This is a genomic window from Paenibacillus rhizolycopersici, from assembly GCF_014947195.2.
GTDB classification, from domain to species: Bacteria; Bacillota; Bacilli; order Paenibacillales; family Paenibacillaceae; genus Fontibacillus; species Fontibacillus rhizolycopersici.
Genome location: NZ_JADCNN020000008.1, coordinates 105492 through 129106 on the forward strand (window position 1 = coordinate 105492; position 23615 = coordinate 129106).

General features: G+C 54.5%; 25 protein-coding genes. 15 read left to right on the forward strand and 10 right to left on the reverse strand.

What is annotated here, in order from left to right:
* Positions 1 to 33 precede the first annotated feature (33 nt).
* Positions 34 to 1452 (forward strand): hypothetical protein, encoded by a 1419-nt coding sequence (locus tag IM700_RS11005; protein WP_193417141.1) that lies wholly within the window; start codon positions 34 to 36, stop codon positions 1450 to 1452.
* Between the two features lie 322 nt (positions 1453 to 1774).
* Here the strand turns inward: IM700_RS11005 and IM700_RS11010 are convergent, their stop codons facing one another.
* Both IM700_RS11010 and IM700_RS11015 read right to left on the reverse strand, forming a co-directional pair.
* Entirely contained in the window at positions 1775 to 2449 is a 675-nt protein-coding gene (locus tag IM700_RS11010) for a PDDEXK family nuclease (RefSeq protein ID WP_193416967.1), read from the reverse strand.
* A gap of 102 nt (positions 2450 to 2551) precedes the next feature.
* On the reverse strand, positions 2552 to 2713 hold the full coding sequence (locus IM700_RS11015) for a hypothetical protein (protein WP_204801144.1): 162 nt from the start codon (positions 2711 to 2713) through the stop codon (positions 2552 to 2554).
* Positions 2714 to 2932: 219 nt separating this feature from the next.
* Between IM700_RS11015 and IM700_RS11020 the strand changes: the two genes are divergently transcribed.
* From IM700_RS11020 to IM700_RS11045, 6 genes are all read left to right on the forward strand, one after another.
* Positions 2933 to 3148: a hypothetical protein gene (locus tag IM700_RS11020; protein WP_155604771.1), complete on the forward strand. Its 216-nt coding sequence runs from the start codon at positions 2933 to 2935 to the stop codon at positions 3146 to 3148.
* 90 nt (positions 3149 to 3238) lie between these two features.
* Entirely contained in the window at positions 3239 to 3949 is a 711-nt protein-coding gene (locus IM700_RS11025) for a hypothetical protein (RefSeq protein ID WP_193417142.1), read from the forward strand.
* Positions 3946 to 5148, forward strand: coding sequence for a glutathionylspermidine synthase family protein (locus IM700_RS11030; protein ID WP_193416968.1), 1203 nt, complete (start codon positions 3946 to 3948; stop codon positions 5146 to 5148). Before IM700_RS11025 ends, IM700_RS11030 begins: the two co-directional genes overlap by 4 nt.
* The gene (locus IM700_RS11035) at positions 5149 to 5790 is read left to right on the forward strand and encodes a hypothetical protein (protein ID WP_193416969.1); all 642 of its coding nucleotides are present in this window, start codon (positions 5149 to 5151) and stop codon (positions 5788 to 5790) included.
* Positions 5787 to 6179 carry a DUF350 domain-containing protein gene (locus IM700_RS11040; RefSeq protein WP_193416970.1) on the forward strand — a complete coding sequence of 131 codons (393 nt, stop codon included), beginning with the start codon at positions 5787 to 5789 and terminating at the stop codon, positions 6177 to 6179. The genes IM700_RS11035 and IM700_RS11040 overlap by 4 nt, the downstream gene beginning before the upstream one ends.
* A 277-nt stretch (positions 6180 to 6456) precedes the next feature.
* Positions 6457 to 7479: a potassium channel family protein gene (locus IM700_RS11045; protein ID WP_193416971.1), complete on the forward strand. Its 1023-nt coding sequence runs from the start codon at positions 6457 to 6459 to the stop codon at positions 7477 to 7479.
* A 268-nt stretch (positions 7480 to 7747) separates the two neighbouring features.
* Here the strand turns inward: IM700_RS11045 and IM700_RS11050 are convergent, their stop codons facing one another.
* The 3 genes from IM700_RS11050 to IM700_RS11060 form a co-directional block, all read right to left on the reverse strand.
* Entirely contained in the window at positions 7748 to 8947 is a 1200-nt protein-coding gene (locus IM700_RS11050) for an MFS transporter (RefSeq protein ID WP_239483816.1), read from the reverse strand.
* Between the two features lie 230 nt (positions 8948 to 9177).
* Positions 9178 to 9360, reverse strand: coding sequence for a DUF2524 domain-containing protein (locus tag IM700_RS11055; protein ID WP_155604780.1), 183 nt, complete (start codon positions 9358 to 9360; stop codon positions 9178 to 9180).
* 62 nt (positions 9361 to 9422) lie between these two features.
* A complete protein-coding gene (locus tag IM700_RS11060; RefSeq protein ID WP_193416973.1) occupies positions 9423 to 9887 on the reverse strand; it encodes a MarR family winged helix-turn-helix transcriptional regulator in 465 nt (154 codons plus the stop codon).
* 200 nt (positions 9888 to 10087) lie between these two features.
* On the opposite strand from IM700_RS11060, the gene IM700_RS11065 reads away from it, so the two are divergent.
* On the forward strand, positions 10088 to 10570 hold the full coding sequence (locus IM700_RS11065) for a glutathione peroxidase (RefSeq protein ID WP_193416974.1): 483 nt from the start codon (positions 10088 to 10090) through the stop codon (positions 10568 to 10570).
* Positions 10571 to 10823: 253 nt separating this feature from the next.
* Positions 10824 to 11498: a hypothetical protein gene (locus tag IM700_RS11070; RefSeq protein ID WP_193416975.1), complete on the forward strand. Its 675-nt coding sequence runs from the start codon at positions 10824 to 10826 to the stop codon at positions 11496 to 11498.
* A 583-nt stretch (positions 11499 to 12081) separates the two neighbouring features.
* Here the strand turns inward: IM700_RS11070 and phnE (IM700_RS11075) are convergent.
* The 4 genes from phnE (IM700_RS11075) to IM700_RS11090 form a co-directional block, all read right to left on the reverse strand.
* Entirely contained in the window at positions 12082 to 12894 is an 813-nt protein-coding gene (phnE, locus tag IM700_RS11075) for a phosphonate ABC transporter, permease protein PhnE (RefSeq protein WP_193416976.1), read from the reverse strand.
* Positions 12891 to 13742 (reverse strand): phosphonate ABC transporter, permease protein PhnE, encoded by an 852-nt coding sequence (gene phnE / locus IM700_RS11080; protein WP_239483801.1) that lies wholly within the window; start codon positions 13740 to 13742, stop codon positions 12891 to 12893. The genes phnE (IM700_RS11075) and phnE (IM700_RS11080) overlap by 4 nt, the downstream gene beginning before the upstream one ends.
* Positions 13742 to 14542: a phosphonate ABC transporter ATP-binding protein gene (phnC, locus tag IM700_RS11085; protein WP_193416977.1), complete on the reverse strand. Its 801-nt coding sequence runs from the start codon at positions 14540 to 14542 to the stop codon at positions 13742 to 13744. Before phnC ends, phnE (IM700_RS11080) begins: the two co-directional genes overlap by 1 nt.
* A 110-nt stretch (positions 14543 to 14652) precedes the next feature.
* Positions 14653 to 15669, reverse strand: coding sequence for a phosphate/phosphite/phosphonate ABC transporter substrate-binding protein (locus tag IM700_RS11090; RefSeq protein WP_193416978.1), 1017 nt, complete (start codon positions 15667 to 15669; stop codon positions 14653 to 14655).
* A 179-nt stretch (positions 15670 to 15848) separates the two neighbouring features.
* Between IM700_RS11090 and IM700_RS11095 the strand changes: the two genes are divergently transcribed.
* The 4 genes from IM700_RS11095 (at position 15849) to IM700_RS11110 (ending at position 20338) form a co-directional block, all read left to right on the forward strand.
* A complete protein-coding gene (locus tag IM700_RS11095; protein ID WP_239483802.1) occupies positions 15849 to 17456 on the forward strand; it encodes a bifunctional metallophosphatase/5'-nucleotidase in 1608 nt (535 codons plus the stop codon).
* A 163-nt stretch (positions 17457 to 17619) separates the two neighbouring features.
* A complete protein-coding gene (locus IM700_RS11100; RefSeq protein ID WP_193416980.1) occupies positions 17620 to 18207 on the forward strand; it encodes a class I SAM-dependent methyltransferase in 588 nt (195 codons plus the stop codon).
* Between the two features lie 38 nt (positions 18208 to 18245).
* On the forward strand, positions 18246 to 18524 hold the full coding sequence (locus IM700_RS11105; protein ID WP_193416981.1) for a hypothetical protein: 279 nt from the start codon (positions 18246 to 18248) through the stop codon (positions 18522 to 18524).
* A 119-nt stretch (positions 18525 to 18643) separates the two neighbouring features.
* Positions 18644 to 20338 carry a methyl-accepting chemotaxis protein gene (locus IM700_RS11110; protein WP_193416982.1) on the forward strand — a complete coding sequence of 565 codons (1695 nt, stop codon included), beginning with the start codon at positions 18644 to 18646 and terminating at the stop codon, positions 20336 to 20338.
* 135 nt (positions 20339 to 20473) lie between these two features.
* Here the strand turns inward: IM700_RS11110 and IM700_RS11115 are convergent, their stop codons facing one another.
* Positions 20474 to 21235, reverse strand: coding sequence for a DeoR/GlpR family DNA-binding transcription regulator (locus IM700_RS11115; protein ID WP_193416983.1), 762 nt, complete (start codon positions 21233 to 21235; stop codon positions 20474 to 20476).
* A 431-nt stretch (positions 21236 to 21666) separates the two neighbouring features.
* On the opposite strand from IM700_RS11115, the gene IM700_RS11120 reads away from it, so the two are divergent.
* Positions 21667 to 22740 carry an ABC transporter ATP-binding protein gene (locus IM700_RS11120; RefSeq protein WP_193416984.1) on the forward strand — a complete coding sequence of 358 codons (1074 nt, stop codon included), beginning with the start codon at positions 21667 to 21669 and terminating at the stop codon, positions 22738 to 22740.
* Complete coding sequence (locus IM700_RS11125; RefSeq protein ID WP_155604791.1) at positions 22733 to 23611, forward strand: carbohydrate ABC transporter permease; 879 nt, start codon at positions 22733 to 22735, stop codon at positions 23609 to 23611. The genes IM700_RS11120 and IM700_RS11125 overlap by 8 nt, the downstream gene beginning before the upstream one ends.
* The last annotated feature ends 4 nt before the right edge of the window (positions 23612 to 23615 follow it).

Sequence of the window (23615 nt, forward strand, 5' to 3'; positions counted from 1 at the left end):
GCACATTTGCAGGAATAGGGGCGTGACTCCATGATAGGGATAGAGTTGTCGGCGATTCATTATGTATACCTGGCGTTTATCGTCTTGATTATGGCATTGCTGATCAAGCGGCGCGACACGACGATGATTTGCGTGGTGGGGATTTTTACACTGGGGCTGCTGGCGACGGAAACGCTCAGCGGATCGGTGTCAGGGATCTTCAACTCGTTTATCTACGCAACCAAAGAGTTAATGGGTACGATCATGATTATCTCAATTATCGTGGCCATGAGCCGGGTGCTGATTCGCACGGGCATCAATGAGACGATGGTTTCGCCCTTGACGCGGTTCATCCGAACGCCAACGATGGCTTATTGGGGCATTGGGATCATTATGATGGTGACTTCTTTGTTCTTCTGGCCTTCGCCTGCCGTTGCGCTGATCGGGGCCGTCCTGCTGCCCGTGGCTATTCGCGTGGGGCTGCCGGCACTGGGGGCGGCGGTGGCGATGAACTTGTTCGGGCACGGCATTGCCTTGTCCGGGGACTATATTATTCAAGGAGCGCCGAAGTTGACGGCGGATGCCGCGGGCCTGCCGGTGAGCAGCGTCATGACGGCCAGTGTGCCTCTGGTTCTTGTCATGGGCTTGGTCAGCACGGTGACCGCCTTTTGGCTGATGCGCCGCGATCAGCGGAACGGGACGTGGCGTGACGGCTTGGTCGCCGGGAAGGGCACGGGCGGCGTGCTTGGCGAGGATCATCCAGCGAGCAAAGAGGATCGCGCAGCCATCTCTTCCCGGGCCAAAAAATGGCTGGCCATCCTGATTCCATTGCTCTTCGCCGTCGATGTCGTCGCCATGTTCCTGCTGGATTTGCAGGGTGGCGATGCGACGGCGCTGGTGGGCGGCACGGCGGTATTGATCCTCATCGGCGTGACGCTGCTGGCTCACCGGAACCGGGGCCTGGAGAAGGTCACCACGTACCTGATTGAAGGGTTGACCTTCGGCTTTAAGGTGTTTGGCCCCGTGATTCCGATCGCCGCGTTCTTCTATCTTGGCGACGCGGCGTTTAAGGAGCTGTTCGGGCAGGTACTCCCCGAAACGTCGCACGGGATCGTGAACGACCTCGGCGTGGCCCTGGCCGACGTCGTTCCGCTGAACGGCATCGTCGGCGCTGTGACCCTCGCCGTCACAGGAGCGATCACCGGCCTGGACGGCTCCGGCTTCTCGGGCATTTCGCTGGCCGGCTCGATCGCCCAGCTGTTTGGCACCGCCATCGGCTCCGGCACGGCCGTATTGACGGCGCTGGGGCAGGTCGCCGCCATCTGGGTCGGCGGCGGCACGCTGATCCCGTGGGCGCTCATCCCGGCCGCCGCCATCTGCGGCGTGAGCCCGTTCGAGCTCGCCCGCCGCAACCTGAAGCCGGTGCTCATCGGCCTCGCCGTAACCACCGTGGTTGCGATGTTCTTGGTGTAACGAGCAGAACTAGGAGGCGGGTTTCCGCCTCTTTTTTGTGTGGAAGGTCCTCTCTCTCCGCTGACGGTTGTTAAACTAATTTACCTCCAAAATCTACTGTTAATTTCTAAAGTTCGATCTAAGATAACAAATTACATGTAAAACCTACCGTTAATTTTGTATGTTTCTCACCATGCCGCCATTTTGACCTAATTAACATTAGGTTTTACCGTTAATCTGGACAAATCTATGCTGACCTCCTAAATTAACAGCAGTTTTTACCGTTAATTTATTCCAACACCCCCGCCTACCTCAAATCCCGCTAAATCCAACCCCGTCCCCGTCACAAATAGTCCATCACCCCCCGAGCCAGCTCATAGCAGACGATTCGTTCTCCTTTCCCGCGGTGAACCGGCTTCATCCACCCTTTAGCGGTAACCCTCTGCAGCATAAGGACTGCTGTTTTATGATTCAACTCAAAATGTCTTTCAACATCCACCGGCCGAATCGGCCGCGCGAGCTGCACGGCGAGCCGGATGAGCTCCTTCTCTGCCAACAGGCCGCGCGACACGGGAGCGCGTTCTGGGTGGTAGCGGCTGAACACCATGCGCAGCAGGTTGATGCAAAGTTCCGGGCGCTGCTCCACGTCGTCGTAGGCGAAGGAGATCACCTGGTAACCCATGGCGTGCAGGAAGGTTTCGCGATTGAGCTCATGGCAGTACTTTTGCCGGTCCATGTCGCGAACGTGCGCGGCGTAGCCTTTAATCTCGAACAGCAACTTCAACTCGCCGTCCCCCGGCAGCCAGGCGAAATCGGCAAAATACGACCGCCCCCGCCAATCTCTGACCTCGTACTCCGGATGGAGGCCCTCGAAGTCACCGTGCAGCGGCCACCAGACATTTCGCAGGAACTGGGACTCCGCATGGGCATGTCCACGCTCCAAACGTCCTCGTCGTTCCCCTGATCTCTGTGCCAAATGGGACTTCAGAAACACCGCATAATTTTCCTCAAAACGCATCGAACTCATCCTCCTCTACCTTCCCTAATTAAAGTAAAACGCCCCGCATTCGCTCCTTAAAGTTTGGTCCTCAATCGCTTGGGAGCGCCATTAACCTAAAGGTTAGGGTGCCCGCCATGGATGATCATCCAAACCGGAGTGGTACGGGACGTGCTTCGTCTTAGGTCCAGTATAGTGCCAGCTGCCGGGTCCGTCCAGCGTGGAGGACCAATCGAGAGTGAATACGCCCGCCGTGTACAGAGAGCTTCCCGCGCATTTTGTCATTGCTTTTCCTATGCAACGGACGTAAGCTGATGGGAGGATTGTGGAAGAGTTTGCCAAATTTATAGAATGACGGCTTGTCCGGGAAACTCATGGCGTTCCTTATGCTAGAGGCATCCCGCTTCCCCGCTCATTCCCTCTTTCTCCCTGCACAAAGGATGAAACTATGCGGGAACCGATGCGTAACATTACTTAGTGTGTACATGGAAAGGGTGAAATGCATTGGACAACGGCTTGAGCGTCAAGTTGTACGAAAAGCTGCCGGATGGCGAGCTGCGGGAATTGGAAGAGCGCGTTTGGAGCGCGAATATGGTGGCCGCGTTGGAGCATGTGAACTACCTGGTCGTCGGCAACCGGGAGTTTGAAACCGTGGAAGGCCGACTCAACGTCGACGAGGGCAAGCTGGAGCTGCTGCTCGTTCCGATCGTGCATGAATAAGAGGTTTTTTTCGTAAGGAGGGAATCGGTCTTGGCAAAAGAAGACGAAGTAACACGAACGGACACGGTCGCTGCGAAAGAGGCAGCCCCGGTGAAAGAACCGTTCGCATCGAAGTTTTTTACTCCGGAAGGCAAGCCCATCCGCGTCTTGTCGACGTCGCTTGGCATCGCGCTGCTGGCTAACGCTTTCCTGATTCCGGGTGCCGGAGCAACGGCCTCGGGGAACGGTTCGTCGGCGGATGAACCGAAGCTGGTCGCCTGGTCGACGGAAGAAGTGAAACAGTACTTCGACAAGAATGTGGACTGGAACATCCCACTTCCGTTGGAGGAGGATGGAGAGGGCGCCGAGGGGGCTTCCGGTTCCGGCGGCTCGGGTAGTTCGAGCAGCTCGGACGGCTCGGGTGGCACCACCGTCATCAACCATTACGGCGGCGGTTTCGGTTGGGACGATATGCTGTTGTACCACCTGCTGTTCAACAACGGATCCAGCTATTCTTCTGGCCGGTGGTACGACAATCATCGTGGTTACTATGCAGGTTCGTCGACGCCGTATAAACCGAAATCGTATTCCAGCGAGACGTTCCAAAATAAACCGATGTCCGGTTCGGTCGTTCGACCCAAAACCTCGACCTCATCCACCGGCTCGATCGTTCGGCGTTCCACTTCATCGAAGGCTGGGGGCATCGGCGGGAAATCGAGCTCGCTTGGCTCGTCGTCTTCGAGTTCGTCGTCCAAATCCTCGAAGAGCTCCTTTTCCGGATCGAGATCCAGCGGGACCAGTAAGGGGTCTTTCGGCGGATGACGGACGGAAACGGCATTTTCGAAGTCGTGGGCCTGCCGCATCCCGACCGGAGCGAGCGGGTCGCGAAGTTAGCCGAGCTGGGGTTCACCTGGGCGGATCTCGAGGAAGAGGAGTACTGGATCGACCAGCTGGTGTTGATGCCGAAGGCGATCTACGAGGAGCTGGAACAGGCCGCCACGGCGCTATGGCGCATTCTCGATAAGGCCGTGCGCTATGTTCATCGCCGGCCTGATTTGTATGAGCTGATCGGCATCCCGCCGATCCTCTGGACGATGCTCGATCAGTTCCCGTTGCCGGAGCCGGGCATGATCAGCCGCTACGCGCGTTTTGATTTTGCCGTGGCGAACGACGGCACCATCAAGCTGCTGGAGCTGAACGCCGATACGCCGACCGGTTATGTCGAAGCTTCGATCGCCACCCCGTGGCTGATGGAGCAGGCGGGGTACGCCTCGCCCAATACGCGGATGAAGGACCTGGTGGCCGAAGCTTGGGCGCTTGAGCGGCCGGATACCGCTGCCTGCGTCGATTACGGCTGGCATCTCGAGGATTCCGGCACGATCGAGGCATTAGGACGTCACAGCGGACTGGATCTCCACTATGAAGATTGCTTGGAGCTTTGGGTTGACGAGGGGACACTGAAGAATAAAGATGGGCGTATCATTGAGCGAATGTTTGCGTTATATCCGAAGGAATGGATGGCGGTGGACGATGCCGGCGAAGCGCTGAGCTATGCCATTGAAACCGGTCGTCTGACCCTTTTCAACGGGCCGCATAGCATTTTGCTGCAATCCAAAGGATTGCTTGCCGCGGTCTGGGGGCTTTACGAGCTGGGTTTGCTCTTTGATGAAGACGAACGCCAGGCCATTGCCAAATACGTGCTGCCGACCTACAACAAGCCGGTCTTCTCCGGTGATTTCGTGTCCAAATCGATGTTTGGTCGCGAAGGCGGTTCGGTGCGCCTCTTCGATGAGGAGGGCAGGCTGGAGCTGGAGGATCAAGAGGGCTTTGACAGCAGCGTGTTGTTCCCTACGGTATATCAAAAAAGAGCCGATTTGGCGCGAATCGACACGATCGTTGGCGAGCGCCATTTGCTGACCGGGATGTTCGTACTGAACGGGACCCCTTGCGGCCTGCTGGGGCGGGCCGGCGGACCGATTACCGGCAATACCAGTCATTTTATCGCGTTAGGAGTGAAATAAATGCAATATTCGAAGCAGCCTTGGGCGCGGCGATTCCTCGTTACGCTGATGCTGGTGTTGTCCGTGGCGGTACTCGGAGCCTGCGGCAATGCGACCAGCGTCTTCTCCACCGTTACCGGTTCGGAGTCGGAATTAGCGACCGCCCGAGTACCTTGGGATTATAAAATCGTGGAAGCGACGGTCGGCGATCTGGTGGGCAGCGACATGACGATTTTGCCCGATAACGACTTGCTGCCCAACGACAACAATTACGCCACCGGGGACAAAATCTGGATCCTGCAATTCATGGATGCCGAGATGACCACGGACGAGAACCAGAAGAACGAGGTACGCTTGTCCTCCTGGACGACGTTGAAGTCTTATCCGGATCAGGCGTCCGCCGAGAAGGATTTGGCCGAGCTGAAGGTGTCGGTCACGACCGATGTCGATCTGGTTGGCGTGTACAAAACGGAGTACCAAGGCAAAACGCGGAATTTCGCCGTCTTGGAGCTGCCGACCGGGAACCGGATCAAGCAGCCGATCGACGATACGCGATACACTGCGTTGGAGAAAGCGAAGACGGCAACGGTCGTGCTGGAGGAAGTGCATGATTTTGCCGATTATGATTTGGCATTTGCGAAATTTCGGGGGTGGGCGAAGTGACGATCGTAGTGAATATTGTAGTTAGTGTCGTTGTGATGATTTTGCTGCAACTGCTGGGGATGGTGGTCTTCAATTGGATGACCCCGTACCGCGATATGGAAGAGCTCAAGAAAGGAAATGTCGCCGTAGCCCTCGCGCTGGGCGGCAAATTCCTGGGCACGGCCATCATTCTGGGGGTATCCGCCTTCACGAACACCTCCATCTTGCATATGATTCTGTGGTTCGCTGTCGGTTACGTGTGCCTCGTGGCGTCTTACTGGATCTTTGAGTTGGTGACGCCGGGATTTAATATCTCTGACCAGCTGAAGAAGGGGAATGTCGCGGTAGGCACTTTGCTCTGCTTAGTGTTTATTGGTATGGCGTTCGCCGTCAGTAGCCTGATTATCTAGTCAGAGGTAGTTCAAAAAGTCATCTTCCCATCACGGAGCTCATGCAGGAAGTAGGTTCGGCGTCGAATCTTGAATTCACCCGGGCCAAGCATACGCTTTCGAAGCATGTTTCCTGCGGAACCATTTCAGTTGCTCACGTAGGCACACCTACGCTGCGCTACTCAGTCCCTAGCTTCATCCAACCTAAAGCGTTTTGAAAAAACGCACATCGGAAGCTTAAGCTTCGGTGCTGATAACCTGACTTTTTGAACCATGAATTTGAAAAAGGGGCAGTCACATGCACTTTTTACTCAAAATCACGACGCGCTTGATGCGTTTACGCAAAACGTCAATCGGACTGATTATCCTATTATTTGTTACGCTAAGCGCAACGGTGGCTTACGGCCTGGAGCCCGCAACGTTCGGCAATTGGTTTAACGCGCTATATTGGGTGATGACCACCATGGCCACGGTGGGTTATGGCGACTATTTTGCGGAGACCGTCCAGGGTAAAGTATTTACGATGTTTTTGTACATTTTCGGAATTGGGCTGCTGAGCTTGGTGATCGGGAAGGTCATCGATTCCATCGGAACCCTTCAACGGCAGAGAGGAGCGGGGGCTTTGAACTTTCGAGGCGAAGACCAGATCATTCTGATCAATTGGAGCAAAAAAGCGCACTCGGCGGTGGAGGAAATCCTGTGTTATTCTCCCAAGTGCCGCATCGTGATCATCGACGAGATGGATCGACATCCGCTGGAGTCGATGCATCAAGTCCATTTCGTCAGCGGCGATCCGGCCTCGGACGAGATTTTGATGAAAGCCGGCATCGACAAGGCGAAGGCCGCCATCATTTTTGCGGATGCGCGGATTGAGGAATATTCGCTGATTGACGGCAAGTCTCTGTTGATTGCTTCCAGCATTGAACGATTGGCGCCGCAGGTACATACAACCGTAGAAATCATGCAGGAAAAACATATCCAGAATTTCCGCCACGTTCAAGTGAATGAATTTGTATTGTCTCACGACGCCATCTCGCGATTGGCGGTTCGCTCCGCGCTGCAGGAAGGCAACTCTGAGGTGATTCGCCAACTGCTCAGCCGTCAATACGGCGACGATATTTACGAAATCCCCGTGCAGCACGGGTGGCACACGTATGGAGAAGCCTTTGAAGCCCTGCTGGGGCAGGGGGCAACCTTGCTGGCAGACCGTGGCGATTTGGGCATCAACCGCAAGCTGAATCAACCGATTCCCCCAGAGGCACGGCTCTACGTCGTAGCCGATGACGCTACGTATCGGCGGATAGCCGGCTTATCGTCTTAAGCCGCAAGCTGCGGCACTAAGGCGTTGCGTTACACCCACTAATGATAGGCCCTCAGAGGTAACTCCCCCGGGCCTTTTTTTATATCGAGGGGGGCGGCGCGTCCGACCGGGTGCACAAAATATTCCCCGGGGAATTAATGATCCGGGAATCGACTATAAGTATAGATTCTCAAAATTAAAAGAAACCCCCGTATTTCGCCGACGGATATCGCTTGGCGGATACGGGGGATTTTTGCGAAGAGCCTGGTGATGTGCGAGCGCGGCTCCGTTACAGCAGTTCGTTGCGTTTGCGCAGATAGCCGTACAAAATGACGCTGCATACCGCACATAACAAGGCGCACACGCCAATGAAGGCGTAACCGGCTTGCAGGCCGCGCAGCAAGCCCAGTCCGGTGTCGGCACCGCCGGCAACCAGCTCTTTGATCCCGTCGGTGATCGCGCCGATCAAATAATTGCCGATGACGCTGCCAACCCCCATCAGCGTAACAATGAAGGTGATGGCGGAATCGCTGGAGGAGCGGTATTTCTTGGCGATCAGCGCCATGACCGTCGGGTAGATCGGGGCGATGCCGATGCCGGCCGCCGCGAACAGAAAGGCCCCGGATTCGCCGACCGCTATGGCGATCAAGGTGCAAATCCCCGAGAAGGCGGAGAACAAAATCAGCGAGAGCGTGAAGCCGATTTTATCCGTGATGGGTCCCAGCGCCAGCCGCGCGAACGTAAAACACAAGAAGAAGGCGGACAGCATGCCGGAAGCGTTGGTAGTGTTCCAGTGGTAGGCCTTCTCCAGGAAGTTGACCAGCCAGCCGCCAACGGCCATCTCGGATACAACGCCAAAGGAGAGCACCAGGACGATCAACCAGATGGCCGGGTCGCGCATCAGCCGTGTGAACGGAACCCGCTCGCCACCGTGTTCTTCTTCGCCCGGAAACCGACTAAGCAGCGTTGGGATCATCGGGATGACGGAGAGGGATAACATGATCAGGTACATGCCGCGCCAATCGAGCACATGCCCGCCGATCGAGACGGTCATGAGCCCTGAGGCGATCATCGGCGCTACCGTGGAACTCAGCCCATAGAAGAAATGGGACAGGTTCATCATCGTGCCGGTGTTGCCGACGAAGATGCGGGCAGCCAGAATAGCCAGCGCGATTTCAAGCATCCCGTTGCCGATGTACATCAGGAAATAGGAACCCGACAACGCCTGGAAGCTGCGCGAAGCGAAGATCAGTACGCCGGACGCGGCCATGGAGCCGAACGCAAGCATCGTCACCGTTTTGGCGCCCCATTTGCGGGTCAGGTAAGCCGTAAAGGAACATGCCAGCAGGTACCCCAGCGAGTTAAGCGACAGGAGCGTGCCAATCTGCATCTCATCGATCCCGAAGTCGGTTTGGATGCGCGGGATGGCGGGTCCTTTAATATTTTCCGAGAAGCCGAAGATAAAGAATCCGATAAAGACGGTTAACAATTGGAAGACATAATTTCGTTTGGCAAAAGCGGAACGGGCGGCGCGGACTTCCGTCGTCTCCGCTCCAGGTTGAGATGGCGATTTCAAGGCATATCCTCCTGATGTCCTAAAGTGAATAAGAGCCGAACAGCCAAATCGTAACACACTTTCGGGCCCCTATCTATCCTCCGGACAAAAAAACACCCGCTGCCTGCGCGCTTGTCTAGCGGCATAAACGGGTGCCTTTCCTCTTAATGGTTGATGTCACATTTGTTCATGATAAACGCGATTTGGTTCTCAAGCCGGTTGATTTGCTCCTGCGTTTCCGGATCGGCCTGGCCCATCCCCCGCATCGAGGCTAGTTCTTGCTTTAGTCGGTGTAAGTCCTCGCCTGCGTTGGCGCAGTTATAGTTACTCTCGAGATTATCCAGCATGCTGATTCTCCTCCATTGATTACTCCGTGCTTCTTCCCTATTATGGAGGATTTAGGGAGGAGTTATTCAGGCTGTTCAGGCTGGGTAGAGCTGCCGCCGCCGATTTTGTGCATGAATTCGTTGATCTGCCGATGCATGGCGGTGATATCCTCTACCTCGGCACCGGTTCCGGCAAACAGCCGCATCGGTACGGTGCAGGCTTTGTCCCGCAGGGCTTTGCCCTCATTGGTCAGTTCGATGATGACGCTGCGCTCATCCGCTTTGTCTCGCGTCCGAGTGACCAGGTTCATCTGCTCCAGTTTCTTGAGCAACGGAGTTAATGTGCCGGAGTCTAGGTATAGCATGGCGCCCAGCTCCTTGACGGTGACGCCGTCCCGCTCCCATAACGCGAGCAGCGTGATGTACTGCGTGTAGGTCAATCCGAACTCGGCCAGCAGAGGCCGGTACAATTTCATGATCTCCCGGGAGCACGTATAGAAAGCAAAGCAAAGCTGATTATCCAGTTTCATCAATTCTTCCGTGTTCATCTATATCCACCTGCCAATTAATTGTATGCAATTTATTTTGCTGTTGAGCTATTATAGCATTGCTTTCCTTTTCGCGTAAAGTGGCCTGGGATGGGGGGGAGGAAGTCTAGCGATGGCCGATGAATCGAAATTGACACTCCGATAAAGATTGTATACAATTAAATTACACTTAATTTAAAAAGGTGCTGGAGGTGCCGTGAATGTCATTATTCGATATTGAAGTCAAAACGATTCAAGGCCAAGTGCAAACGTTGGAGCCCTACCGCGGTCAGGTGATGCTGATTGTGAATACGGCGACCAAATGCGGGTTTGCTCCGCAATTTAAAGGGTTGCAGAAGCTGCACGACACATACAAGGACCAAGGATTTTCCGTGTTGGGCTTCCCCTCAAGCCAATTCGCGAACCAGGAGCTGGGGACGGACGAGGAAGTAGCGCAAGCTTGCGAACTGAATTTCGGCGTGTCGTTCCCGTTATTTTCGAAGATTGATGTGAATGGGAAAACCGCTCATCCGCTGTTCAAGCACCTGACGAAAGAAGCGCCCGGCCTGCTTGGCTCCCGGCTGATCAAATGGAACTTTACGAAGTTCCTCGTAGATCAGGAAGGCAAGGTGGTCAAACGCTTCGGTCCGACGGACGAACCCGAGAGTATCGAAGGGCAAATTCGCGAGCTGTTTGGGGTGTAAGCAGAGCGCGGGATATTGTGGCATAACGCGGCACAATGCAGCGTAATGCGGCATAACCCGGCACAATGCGGAAGAGCAATTCGGTGTAATGGACGGCCGCACAGGTTCCTATTGCGCTAACTTTTCTCATGTGTCACACTAGGAGTATCATACAGCAACTGACGTGAGGCAAAGCCTGCCCCGCTTCCTTTCCAGGATGGAGAGGAGCGGGGCTTTTTGTTTTTCACTATGAAATTGTGGAGGGAGTTGTAACATGGGGTTTCAAAGGGAGCACGATACGTGGATTCAGGAGCATATGAAACGAAGAGCCGGTGAGCGTCTGGATGCGCTTCGGCGAGGACATGGGTACGGCAATCAGTTGTTCGTCGAGCTGATATGGTGGCCGCTGGTGGGGCACTTTGACGGATTGCATCCAGAATATGAAGTGAAGGATTGGCGGAGGAGGTCCTATTTTGTCGATTTTCTATGGGTGGTTGGAGGTGCGCGGATTGTATTCGAGATTATGGACTATGGCTCCCACGGTACAGATCGGACCAAATATCGAATGGATTTGAACCGGGGGCTGTTTCTGCAATCCCAGGACTGTCTGATCTACTACATAGCATTGGATGAGTTGAAGGAGAACTCCACGTTTATTCTCTCATCCTTGCGGAGTATTCTGTCACCTTACTTGTCTATCGTTCAGGGGAGGTCTGTACGAACCTATACCAAGATGGAAAGGGATCTGTTGCGTGCCGCCATTCGCCATCAACGGATACTTCGCCCAACGGAGGTGGCGAGGGAGCTGGAGCTGCACACAATGACGGTCATTAAGTACTGCCGCATCCTCGTGGAAAAGGGCAAGCTCCGCGCAATAGCGAAAGGGGCTTCCGGCCGCGTTACTTCTTATGAGTATGTGGGCTCGGTATTGAGCCCGGATTTGGTTTGAGTGCTAGGTGCTATGAATATATTCGAAATTTCATATACAATGAGCCATTTAGCGATGAATCGTCGTAATGTATTCGAAAAATCATATACATTTGCTCCTCTGAGGGAGGAAAAGGCCCATTCTATATGAAAAATCATATAGAATGGGTCGCCTTAGGGCCAAAGTAGCTCATTCTATTCGAAATTTCATATACAATGAGCCATTTAGCGATGAATCGTCGTAATGTATTCGAAAAATCATATACATTTGCTCCTCGGAGGGAGGGAAAGGCCCATTCTATATGAAAAATCATATAGAATGGGTCGCTTAGGGCCAAAGTGGCTCATTCTATTCGAAATTTCATATACAATGAGCCATTTAGCGATGATTCGCCGTAATATATTCGAAATTTCATATACATTTGCTCCTCGGAGGGAGGAAAAGGCCCATTCTATATGAAAAATCATATAGAATGGGCTGCCTTAGGGCCAAAGTGGCTTATTCTATTCGAAATTTCATATAGACTGAGCCGATTGGCGATGATTCGCCGTAATGTATTCGAAAAATCATATAAAATGCGCCGCGTGTTGGTGGAGCAGCGGGGTTAAACGAGCTTTTTCCGTAGAAAACCGGATATCCAATCCACGAGGGTGATCATCACGATAATACCGAGCAGGATGATGCCGACGCGATCCCAATCCCGCGAGCCGAGGGCAAAAATCAGCGGAGTACCGATACCGCCGGCGCCGATCACGCCGAGGATCGTGGCGGAACGCAAGTTGATCTCGAAGCGGTAAAGCGTGTAGGACAGAAAGCCCGGAAGCACCTGGGGCAGCACGGCAAACCACAGAATTTGCAGGCGGCTCGCCCCCGCAGCGACAAGCGCTTCGGTTGGGCCGTGATCCATGTTCTCGATCTCATCGGCAAACAGCTTGCCCAGCATCCCAACCGAATGCAGCCCCAGCGCCAGCACACCGGCAAAGGCGTTTGGCCCTACAGCCTTGATAAACAGCAGCGCCATCACGATCTCCGGGAAGGTGCGGATAAAGCTGAGCAGCATTTTGCCCGAACCGGAGACGAAACGGGGCTTACTCCGATTGGCTGCCGCCCAGAAGGCGAACGGCAGGCAGACCAGCGTGGATACGAAGGTGCCCAGAATCGAGATGGTCAACGTCTCGAGCAGTCCCCGCAGCAAATCCTCGCCGTCCGGCAAATAAACGTAATCCCAATCGGGCGAGAACAACCCCGAGAGGATCGATTTCGTAATTTGGCCGGCCGTTTCCTTGATTCCGTCAAACGGGATGCCGGCAAACGCCCATATATATAAGAGAAGGAGCAGCAGATAGATTAGCCAGCGATAACGGTTCTTTTTGGGCTTCTGTACTTTGTGCCGTAAAGTCGTAGCATTTGTCGTCATAATAATTTCTCCCGCAATTTGGTGCTTACATAGTCGATCAGTAGTACAACCGCGAGCGTGAACAAAATGATCATGCACGTCTTGTCATACTCCAGGAAACCCAAGGTAACTTCATAGTAATGGCCGATCCCGCCGGCCCCAACCAGACCCAGCACCGCCGCGGCGCGCACGTTAATTTCGAACGTGTACAACACGTAGGAAATGAAGTGGGCCTGAATTTGCGGTACGACGCCAAAGATGATGCGCTGAACCGAGGTGGCCCCGACGGACGTCATCGCCTCCAGCGGTCCGCGGTCGATCGTCTCCAGCGCTTCGTAGGTTAGTTTGGCGATCAAGCCGAACGAGAACACCGTCAGCGCCATCATGCCGGGTAGCGGACCGAGTCCAAAGATGGCAACGAAGATCGCCGCCAGCAGCAGGTCCGGAATCGTCCGCACAAGATTCAGCAGGAAGCGAACGGGCTGGTAAATCCAGGCGCTGCTGCTAAGGTTGGAGGCGCAAAGCAGCGCCACCGGTACGGCGAGAATCGCGCCGAAGGTCGTGCCGATCAACGCCATGCGGATCGTCTCCAGCATCGCCGGGACGATGTTGTCGAAGTAGCTCCACTTCGGCGGGAACATCTCCCGCAGCAGGTCAAGCATGTTCGGCGAGCCTTGGATCAGCTTGCCCAGCGAGGCCTCCGTGTCCACGGAGCTGCCCCACAGCAGGAGCAGAATGATCACGGCGGTCAAATAATGCTTCAGCTTGCCGGGAGCTTGAGGGCGATTCCGGTGCAAATCGCCTTGACCGGCGGCGTTAACATTGGCATTGGGTTTGGCACCTCGATGTGAATTCGGGTTCAAGTTCATCAAGCCTGCGCCTCCAGCACCCGTGGTCCCGGGAGTCGGGTAGCCAACAGCTCATCCTGGTCGATGGCGCGGCCGTAGATCTGCGCGAATCGCTCGTCGGTTGCCTCCGATACGGGGCCGTCGAAGACCACTTGACCCGCGCGGAGCCCGATGATCCGGGTGGCATAACTGCGCGCCAGATCGATGAAATGCAGGTTCACAATCGTCGTAATGCCAAGCTCGACGTTAATGCGCTTCAAATCATCCATGACCTGCTTGGTTGTCAGAGGGTCTAGCGATGCCACCGGCTCGTCTGCGAGGATAATTTTTGCCTCCTGTGCGAGTACGCGGGCAATCGCTACGCGCTGCTGCTGTCCGCCGGAGAGTTGGTCGGCCCGAGCGTACGCTTTTTCCACGATGTTCACGCGCTCCAGCGCCTGGAAGGCCAGCTCCACGTCGGCCTCAGGGAATCGGCCGAACAGGGTGCGCAGCGTGGAATGGTAGCCGACCCGACCGGCGAGTACGTTGCGCAGCACGGAGGAACGCTTCACGAGATTGAAGCTTTGGAAAATCATGCCGATGTCGCGGCGAATCATCCGCAGCGATTTGCCGGAGGCTTGCGTGATCGACTTGCCGTCGATCCGAATATCGCCTTCGGAGATATCGTGCAGCCGGTTCATGGACCGCAGCAACGTCGATTTGCCAGCACCGGACAAACCAACGATGGCCACGAATTCACCGGGCTCAATCTTCAGGTTGATTTGGTCCAGCCCTTTGGTGCCATTCGGGTACGTTTTGGATACATTGCGCAGTTCTATCACGTTAGGACTCCTTTTGAGAAAAATATTCTGGAAAAACGCACAGCCAGCCGGGAGCGCAGGGCGCTTCGACTGGCTTGCAGGGGGGTTATTCGTCAAATTTCGTTCAAAGCCTATTCCGTTTTGACTTTCTCGTTATATTCGCGGACGATGTCGAACACACTGTCGTTTGATTCAACATAACCTTCATGCGTGTAGATATCCGCAATGATTTGATGGCCTTCCGTATCCTTGCCAATCTCGATGAAGGCATCCTTCAGCTTCTGAACCCACTCCGCGTTCATGTCGGAACGAACGGAGATCGTATCGTTTGGAATCGGCTCTGTGTAGGCCAGTACGCGAGTATCCTCGAATACCTTAGGATAATCCTTAACCACGGTGTTACGGGCATCTTGGAAGATGGCAGCAGCGTCTACATCGCCATTAAGAACCGCGATGACGCCTTGGTCATGACCTTTCACCGTGATTGGTTCTACGTCAGACAGCGGATCTAAGCCAGCTTCTTGGAGCTTGGCGGCCGGCCATACATAGCCCGCGGAAGATGTTACGTTTTGGTAGGCGATTTTTTTGCCTTTCAGGTCCTCGACGGATTTGATGTCGGAATCCTTCTTCACGATGATCATCGATTTGTAGAAATCAACCAATTGATCCGTAGGTGCGCCGGTATCATCTTGCACCCCAAAGCGCTGCGCTTGCAAAATAACCTCAGCTGCGCCTTTCTCCTTTGCCAACACATAGGCCGTTGGAGGCAGGAAGCCAACGTCTACTTGCTTGGAAGCCATGGCTTCGATAATCGTATTGTAGTCGGTCGACACGCTGACCTTCACGGGAATACCCAGGCGGTCGGACAGCAATTTTTCCAGCGGCTTCGCTTTTGCCTCGAGCGTGTCGGCATTTTGCGAAGGCACAAATTGTACGGTCAGCGTTTCTGGTACGTAGCCTGTTTCAGCAGGGGTTTCGGCAGCATCGGAAGCTGCGTTAGTACCCGCGTTTGCAGCGGTAGCATTGGTTTGGCCGGATTCGGCCGATGCGTTCCCGCTGGTGTTAGCTGGAGCGTTGTTTCCGCAAGCACTCAGGATGACGGAAAACGTCAAGAATAAAGGCAAAACAAACTTGGCAATCTTGTTCAAGCGTATGACCTCCACTTAATCTCATTTTTGGATTACGTGATTACTATAAAAGAGTTTTATTAACCTGCCGTCAGAGGTAAAGTTGAAGTTTGTAAAATCCTAATTTTCAGGAGTTTACAAAACTTTCGATATTCGTTGCTAGAATGGAAAGCAATAAGATGAAATCAGAGGTGGATGACATGGATAAGGTTAGGGAGGAAGCAGTCTGCAAAATTTTGATCACGAGCGACGTACATGGCTTCATCTATCCGACGGATTACCGCTCGTCCGAGGAACGTCCAATCGGTCTGGTCAAGTTGGCTACGCTCATTCGGCGCGAACGCGAGCAGACGCCCAGCCTGCTGCTGGTCGACAACGGAGATATCATTCAGGGCACCCCGCTGTGTACCTTTCACATCAAAAACGATCCGGGTGGCGTTCATCCGTCGATCGCGGCCATGAATCTTCTGAATTATGATGCAGCGGTGCCGGGCAATCACGAATTCAATTACGGACAGGAGCTGTTGCACAAGGTCATCAACGATTCGCGTTTTCCGTGGCTGTCGGCGGGGATTGTGAATGCGGGAGATGAGAGAGAGCCGGCGTTTGGCAAGCCGTATATTGTAAAGACAACCCCAGAAGGGGTCAAAATCGCCATCTTGGGCGTTACGACCCATTACATTCCGCATTGGGAGCATCCCCGGCACATTGCGGGCTGGGCGTTTCGAGACGCGTTGGATACGGTGAAGACCTGGGTTCCCCGCATTCGGGAGGAAGAGCGGCCGGATTTGATGGTGGTCAGTTACCATGGCGGTTTCGAGCGAGAGTTGGCGACAGGAGCAGCGACGGAACGGCTGACCGGCGAAAATCAAGGTTATGCGATGTGCCTTGAGGTTCCGGGCGTCGACGTGTTGATTACAGGCCATCAGCATCGGATGATCGCAGGCGAGGTTGGCGGGGTGACGGTGATCCAGCCGGGGACGGGGGGACAAGCTTTAGGCAAAATCACCGTCTGTTTCCAACGCGGGGCCGACGGCCGCTGGGCCGTCCGCGAGAAAACGGCCGAGTTACTCGTTCCCGATGCCGTCGTGGCGGCCGAACCCGAGGTGCTGGAGCTGGTGCGGCCAATGGAATCGGCCACGCAAGCGTGGCTGGACCAGCCAATCGGCCTTGTTGACGGGGATATGACGATCGAAAGCCCGTTCGCTTGCCGCTTGGCGGACAATCCGTTTATGGAATTCGTCAATCAGGTGCAGATGGAGGCGGCCGGCGTGGACGTCTCCAATGCAGCTTTGCTGAGCGAACAATCCAAGGGGTTTGCCGGCAGGATTACGCTGCGGGATGTGCTGACGAACTTTATGTACCCGAACACGTTGACCGTCCTGCGTCTGGCCGGGCGGGACATCCGAGAGGCGCTGGAGCAGACAGCAAACTATTTTGTATTGGGAGAGGATGGCGTAATCACGGTTAATCCGATTTATCTCGAACCTAAGGCGCAGCATTACAATTATGATATGTGGGAAGGGATTGAATACGAGCTGGACGTCGCCAAACCCGTAGGGCAGCGGGTCGTGAAGTTGATCCGGAACGGGGCGCCGCTGCAAGACGAGACGGAGGTCGATGTCGTTATGAACAATTACCGCGCCGGCGGGGGCGGCGATTATGACATGTACCGGGGCAAGCCGGTGGTTAGGGAGATCCAGGCCGATATGGCGGATCTGGTGGCGGAGTACCTCGAGCGGCACGGGACGATTCGGGCTGCCTGCGACGGGAACTGGAAGATTGTCAACGGCGTGTCCGGGCTATAAATTACCAGAAATTCATCCGGGGAACCGTTTGGGAATGTCGTTCGGGTCAGGCACCTATCGGACATTATTAATCGATCCATATCACTCCTGGCGACCCTCATGGAGCGTAGCGACAGGGTCTGTTACAATAAGAAGATCCAGATCACCACGAGGAGATGTCCCCATGCCCGCTTTCGCTACCCCGATCCTGACCGCCGTCTTGCTGATCTTCCTGCTAGTTGCGGCCGTGATGATCGTCTATTGGAGCTGGAGAAACGGGATTTCGCCGATGCCTGCATCTGCCGCCGTCCGGCGGACGGTCGTTCGGGAGCTTATGCGGTTGGAACGTACTGCCGCCCCTAATAGGGCGGCTTCGCTCGTTCCTGTCAGCCCCATCGTCGAAGCGGGAGCAGGTTGGGGAACCTTGGCTCTGGCCATCGCCGGGGCTGATCCCCGCCTACGAATCGTCGGGATCGAGAACTCGATGGTTCCCTGGTTGTTTTCCCGATTGGCCTTGCGGATGGGGTCTTATTCTCAGGTGCAATTTTTGCGAGGAGACTTATACAAGTTCCCTTACGAAACTGCGGGTACGGTCATCTGTTACCTGTACCCTGAAGCGATGCGGCGGCTCGATCCCCTGCTTCGGGCGCAGTTAACCCCGGGGACGCGGGTGATCAGTGTGTGTTTTGCCCTACCGGGTTGGCAGCCGACGGAGGTCGTCACCTGCCGAGATATGTACCGTACTAAAATTTACATCTACGAGACAGACTAGGAAACAAATTGAACCCAATATGGCAGGAGTGAACGATTGTGAGCGATCAAATCAATGAACAGGAGCTGGTCCAGTTTATCGCCGACCGGTCGAAATCGAGTCTGGACAGCATTCGCTTGGTGCTGAAGCATGAAGCGGATTTCATCAATCAAGCCCAGCAAAATGCCGATGGCGAGGTAGAGATCGACGGGGACGAATTGGTGGATTATGTCCTGAGCCGGAGCGACGTGAAGCTCGACGAATTGACGGTGGAAACCATCCTCGATTTGGAAATGGATTATTTGACGGAGCATGGACTCGCCGGATACATCGATTAGTTAGCGGAAAATAAATATGGCCCAGGCCCCTAAATACTGGGGGCGCTGGGCTTTCCTTTTCTACACAAAACCTACGGGGCCCCTTATGATTTAGTGAAAGTTGTAAGGAGGCGAAAACTATGCGTATTCGAAGCATCGGGACAAAAATTAATCTGATTGTGGTCGGCATTTTAGTGGTCGTGTCAGGAACAATCGGCTATGTAGCGGTTAAACAAATGGAGAGCGGCATTAAGACGTTCGCTACGGCCAAAGCGCGAAGCGATTTGGAGCTGGTCAACCGCTATCTGGACAGCAAGTACCCCGGTGCTTGGCGCATTGAGGGAGACCGGTTCTACAAAGGCGAAACCGTGATTAGCGGGAATTTCGAAATCGTGGATGAAATCGGGGGATTAACGGAGGACACGGTGACGATTTTCCAAGGGGATACGCGCGTGTCGACCAACGTGATGGTTGATGGAGAACGGGCCGTGGGTACGAAGGTGTCCGATAAAGTGGCCGATGTCGTCCTCAAGGGTGGCAGCAGCTACTACGGGGAAGCGGTGGTGGTCGGCCAAACGTATCAGGCTGCGTATCAGCCGATCCAATCGAAGAGCGGCGAGGTTATCGGCATCTTGTACGTGGGGGCGTCGCAGCACTTAATGGATACCATCCGCGGAACATTTATTCAGCGTTTTGCCGTTGTTTTTGCGGGGGCGCTCGTCATCTCTATCGCGTTGATCTTGGGATATATGCGTGGCATGAAAAAACGGCTTAGCCGGTTGGCCAAAGCGATGGAACAAGCCGGTGCCGGTGATTTTACGGCGACTATCCGCGATGATTCGCGGGACGAGATCGGGTTGCTGAGCGCCGGGTACAACCAGATGGGCGCAAATCTGCAGCAGCTGGTGCAGCAAGGGCTGCTCGCCTCGGACAAGGTGACTGAAGCTGCCCGGAGGCTGCTGACGATCGCGGAGCAAACCAACGATGGCTCGGCTCGGATCGCGGCCTCGATCGAGCAGGTTGCCGCAGGGGCGGAGAGCCAGACGATGAGCACGGCGGAGAATGCCCGCGCCATGGAGGAAATTGCGATCGGCGTGCAGCATATCGCCGAGCATGCCTCCGAAGCCGCCGAACTGGCGGGGCAGTCCAGACAGCAGGCGGTTGACGGCGGCGAGCAAGTTCGCAGGACGGTCGCACAGATGGAATCGATCGACCGTTCTGTTCAGGCCAGCAGTTCGCTGGTCCGTCTGCTGAACGACAAATCGCAGGAAATTGCCTTGATGGTAGAGGCGATCCGCGGGATTTCCCAGCAGACGAATCTGCTCGCGCTCAATGCGTCGATCGAGGCGGCTCGTGCCGGCGAGGAAGGGCGCGGCTTCGCTGTCGTCGCCTCCGAGGTCCGCAAGCTGGCTGAGCAGTCGGAGGCTTCATCGGAACGAATTGTCGAGGTCATGTCGCAGATCGATACGGACATCAAACAGTCGCTGGAAGCGATGGACCTTGTGATCGGAGAGGTCGAGTCGGGCCTTGCGTTAACGCAGGAAACGGATCGCAGCTTTGCGGATATCTCCGCTTCGAACGGTCAAATCGCCGACCAAATCGAGCAACTCGCCGCGACGGCCCAACAAATGTCCGCCGGGATTGAGGAAGTCACGGCTTCCGTCCACGTCATCGCGGATATCGCCCAAAGCTCGGGCGCTGCCGCGCAGGAAGTGAGCAGCGCTTCGGCGAGTCAACTGGCGGCCATCGCAGACATCAACGCCGCATGCGCCTCGCTTTCAGCGGTATCGGACGAGCTCCAGCAGGTGTTGGGCAAGTTTCGAGTGAAGGGATAGACAGGACGGTCTCGCCTGCCGTTTCGCCGCTGCGCGGCCTGCCGAATATAGCTTGAGCGAAACCGGGTCTCCTCTTTGGAGCCCGGTTTTGGTGTCTATTGGCGGCTCCTCAGGTTTCCTAACGCATACCCGGTGTTACACTTGGAGAACGGTGATCCCTCGCTCCTGAAATGGCTTGACGTCGAAATCCGTAGCCTCATTTCCCGTAATCAGGGTATGGATGGAACTATTAGGGGCGACGGTATGCAGGGAGAGCTTACCGATCTTCGTATGGTCGCAGACGACGACAATTTCACCGGCCGCCTTGATCATTCCCTGCTTGGCAGGTACCAGCAGCGCCTCAGGATGCATCAGACCGTGCTGGGGATGCAACGCCGGCGTTCCGATAAACGCCTTCTCCACATGTAAAGACTGTAGTACATGATCCGTGAACATCCCGTTGAGCATGTAGCTTGACGGATACAACTCTCCTCCCGTGAGAATGACCTTAACCCCCGGCGCATCGCGCAGCTCGACAGCTACGTTCATATCGTTCGTGATGATCGTGACATTAGAGCGATTGACGAGATGGGTCGCGATGTGCAGCGTGGTTGTCCCGGAATCAATGATAATGTTCTCTCCGTCTTCCACCAATGATGCCGCATGACGGCCGATGCGGATCTTCTCCTCCAGATGTTGATTTCTTCGTTCTTGAAAAGAGGGCTCATCGTGCGTCCATTGCTCCATAATAACGCCCCCGTGCGTTCTTCTCAGCGCGCCCTCCTGCTCGATCTCCGCCAAATCCCTGCGAATGGTCGCGCTATGCACGTTAAATTCCGCAGCCAGCATCGCCACCGTAGCGGTCCGGTACTGTCTGACATACTCCACAATGCGTCGTTTTCTATCCGCAGCCAGCAAGCTCCATCTTCCTTCCTCAAGATCAAATGCGCAAAAATGCGCAATTCTTCAAATAACTGATTTGATTTTCATAGGGATACTCCCCTTGATTCTAACGAATAAATATTTTCTGCGTGTTAACAAACAAGAGGGATTCCGGGGAAAGTACGGCTATATTTTTCGACGATTCAGGGAATTTACTGGAGTTCTCACAAGGCATTCCGTTACCGGCAGTCATCTTCCTTCCTATTAAGTGAGGGCTTATTTCTTCATTCTACGAATCCGCCAAAGCCATCTAGATCATATTTACATCCCCTTGAATTTGGTCTTATACTCCCCAAACGAATGATCCTTACAATCGAGATAAGCTCAAGTGAGCAAAAAGAAGCGAAATTTGCGCATTATCTGCTCACTTCTATACACATCAACAATTTGGATAAGGGGGATGACACTTGGCATCCATACAATTTGTGAACGTAAGCAAAGCTTTTGAGAAAAATGCAGTCATCCAGAATCTCAATTTGACGATTGAGGATGGAGCGTTTACCGTGCTCGTTGGCCCGTCCGGCTGCGGCAAAACCACGCTGCTGCGCATGATCGCAGGGCTGGGCCCGCAAACCTCCGGACAGGTGCTGATCGACGGCAAGGACGTTTCTCGCATACCACCAGGCCAGCGCGGCGTGGCGATGGTATTTCAAAACTATGCGATTTATCCCACGATGTCGGTGCGGGAAAATATTGAGTTTGGTCTGAGAAACAACAAGATTCCCAAGGCGGAACGGGTACAGCTTGTGGAGAGCATTAGCGAAACCGTTGGTCTGCTAGACTATTTAGACCGAAAGCCATCCGCTCTGTCCGGCGGACAGCGACAGCGCGTCGCCTTGGCCCGGGCGATGGTCAAGAAGCCGTCCGTTTTTCTCATGGACGAACCGCTGTCCAATCTCGATGCCAAGCTACGGGTGCAAATGCGCATTGAACTGATCGAACTACATAAGAAGCTGGGCACGACCTTCGTGTACGTAACGCACGACCAAGTGGAAGCCATGTCGATGGCCGATACGATCGTGCTGATGAATCAGGGGGAAATCCAGCAGGAGGCACCGCCGCATGAGATCTACCATCAGCCGAGCAATTTGTTTACGGCGCAGTTTATCGGCGTTCCGTCCATGAACATCGGCGATCTTGGTGTGGACGGCGTGAAATTCGGATTCCGGCCCGAGAACGCCGGTTTGTCGGCAGCAACGGCTGCACGGGAACATTCGGGGCTAACGCCGCACTATTCCCTTCAAGGGACCATCGTCACCCGCGAGATGCTAGGAGCCGAAACGATCTACCAAGTTAGATCGAGAGACTTGTCCTTTATGGTGAAATCCCCGGAAGACGCGTATCACGTCGATCAAGAGGTCGTACTTGGCGTTGAGGCCTCCAAGCTGCATTTCTTTGGAGCCGATGAGTTGCGTATCCCCGCTAACGATCCAGGCATTGCTGGTTATGTGGAGGCGCTGAAGGGGAAAAGCCATGGATAAACGACCATTGTGGGAGCGGCTCCGGCCTTATGTGTTGATAGCGCCTGCAATGGCGGGCATCGGTTTGTTTGTCATTTACCCTGTCCTGTATCTCGTCTATCTGAGTTTCTACAAATATAACCTGATGAACAAAGCCAAAAGCAAGTTTATCGGCTGGGATAACTTTCAGCAAATTTTAACGCGTGGCGATTTTTACAAAGCATTAGGGAATACCGCCATTTACACCGCCGGCGTCGTCACGTTGACGGTTGGGCTATCCCTGATCATCGCGGTTTGGCTGAACAAAAAAAGCCGCATTAACTCCCTGGTGCAGGCCGGGATTTTCACGCCGCATATCGTTTCTATCGTCTCCATATCGCTGGTTTGGCTGTGGTTGATGGACCCTGAACAGGGGCTGCTCAATTTTATGTTGGAATCCTTTGGACTGCCCGCTTCCGATTGGCTGCAAAGCTCCAAGACGGCGCTCTTATCCGTCATTATCGTTTCGGTATGGCAAAATATCGGCTACTACACGCTCATTATTGTAGCAGCGCTGCAGAGCGTACCACCCAGCATATACGAAGCGGCTGCGCTCGATAACGCGAGCAGGTTCAAGGTGTTTACCAAGATTACGCTGCCTATGATTTCGCCGCAGTTATTTTTCATCCTGGTCATTATGACGATTGGGTCCTTCAAAGTGTTTGATACGGTCAAAATCATGACCGGAGGCGGCCCCAACAATGCGACCAATACGCTGGTTTATTATATCTACGGATTCCGGACGACCAACATCGGTTATTCGGCAGCGACCGGGACCGTTCTGATGGCGATCATCGGCGTGCTGACTCTGATCTATTTCAGACTGCTGGCTAAGAAGGTTCATTATCAATGAGGAA

What these genes read in the sequence shown, in the direction of transcription:
- IM700_RS11010 (WP_193416967.1), bottom strand. Translation starts at nt 2,449, where the DNA reads ATGCGTTTTGAGGAAAATTATGCGGTGTTTCTGAAGTCCCATTTGGCA.
- IM700_RS11015 (WP_204801144.1), bottom strand. Translation starts at nt 2,713, where the DNA reads ATGACAAAATGCGCGGGAAGCTCTCTGTACACGGCGGGCGTATTCACT.
- IM700_RS11030 (WP_193416968.1), top strand. Translation starts at nt 3,946, where the DNA reads ATGACGGACGGAAACGGCATTTTCGAAGTCGTGGGCCTGCCGCATCCC.
- IM700_RS11035 (WP_193416969.1), top strand. Translation starts at nt 5,149, where the DNA reads ATGCAATATTCGAAGCAGCCTTGGGCGCGGCGATTCCTCGTTACGCTG.
- IM700_RS11045 (WP_193416971.1), top strand. Translation starts at nt 6,457, where the DNA reads ATGCACTTTTTACTCAAAATCACGACGCGCTTGATGCGTTTACGCAAA.
- IM700_RS11055 (WP_155604780.1), bottom strand. Translation starts at nt 9,360, where the DNA reads ATGCTGGATAATCTCGAGAGTAACTATAACTGCGCCAACGCAGGCGAG.
- IM700_RS11060 (WP_193416973.1), bottom strand. Translation starts at nt 9,887, where the DNA reads ATGAACACGGAAGAATTGATGAAACTGGATAATCAGCTTTGCTTTGCT.
- IM700_RS11065 (WP_193416974.1), top strand. Translation starts at nt 10,088, where the DNA reads ATGTCATTATTCGATATTGAAGTCAAAACGATTCAAGGCCAAGTGCAA.
- IM700_RS11070 (WP_193416975.1), top strand. Translation starts at nt 10,824, where the DNA reads ATGGGGTTTCAAAGGGAGCACGATACGTGGATTCAGGAGCATATGAAA.
- phnE (WP_193416976.1), bottom strand. Translation starts at nt 12,894, where the DNA reads ATGACGACAAATGCTACGACTTTACGGCACAAAGTACAGAAGCCCAAA.
- phnE (WP_239483801.1), bottom strand. Translation starts at nt 13,742, where the DNA reads ATGAACTTGAACCCGAATTCACATCGAGGTGCCAAACCCAATGCCAAT.
- IM700_RS11095 (WP_239483802.1), top strand. Translation starts at nt 15,849, where the DNA reads ATGGATAAGGTTAGGGAGGAAGCAGTCTGCAAAATTTTGATCACGAGC.
- IM700_RS11100 (WP_193416980.1), top strand. Translation starts at nt 17,620, where the DNA reads ATGCCCGCTTTCGCTACCCCGATCCTGACCGCCGTCTTGCTGATCTTC.
- IM700_RS11110 (WP_193416982.1), top strand. Translation starts at nt 18,644, where the DNA reads ATGCGTATTCGAAGCATCGGGACAAAAATTAATCTGATTGTGGTCGGC.
- IM700_RS11125 (WP_155604791.1), top strand. Translation starts at nt 22,733, where the DNA reads ATGGATAAACGACCATTGTGGGAGCGGCTCCGGCCTTATGTGTTGATA.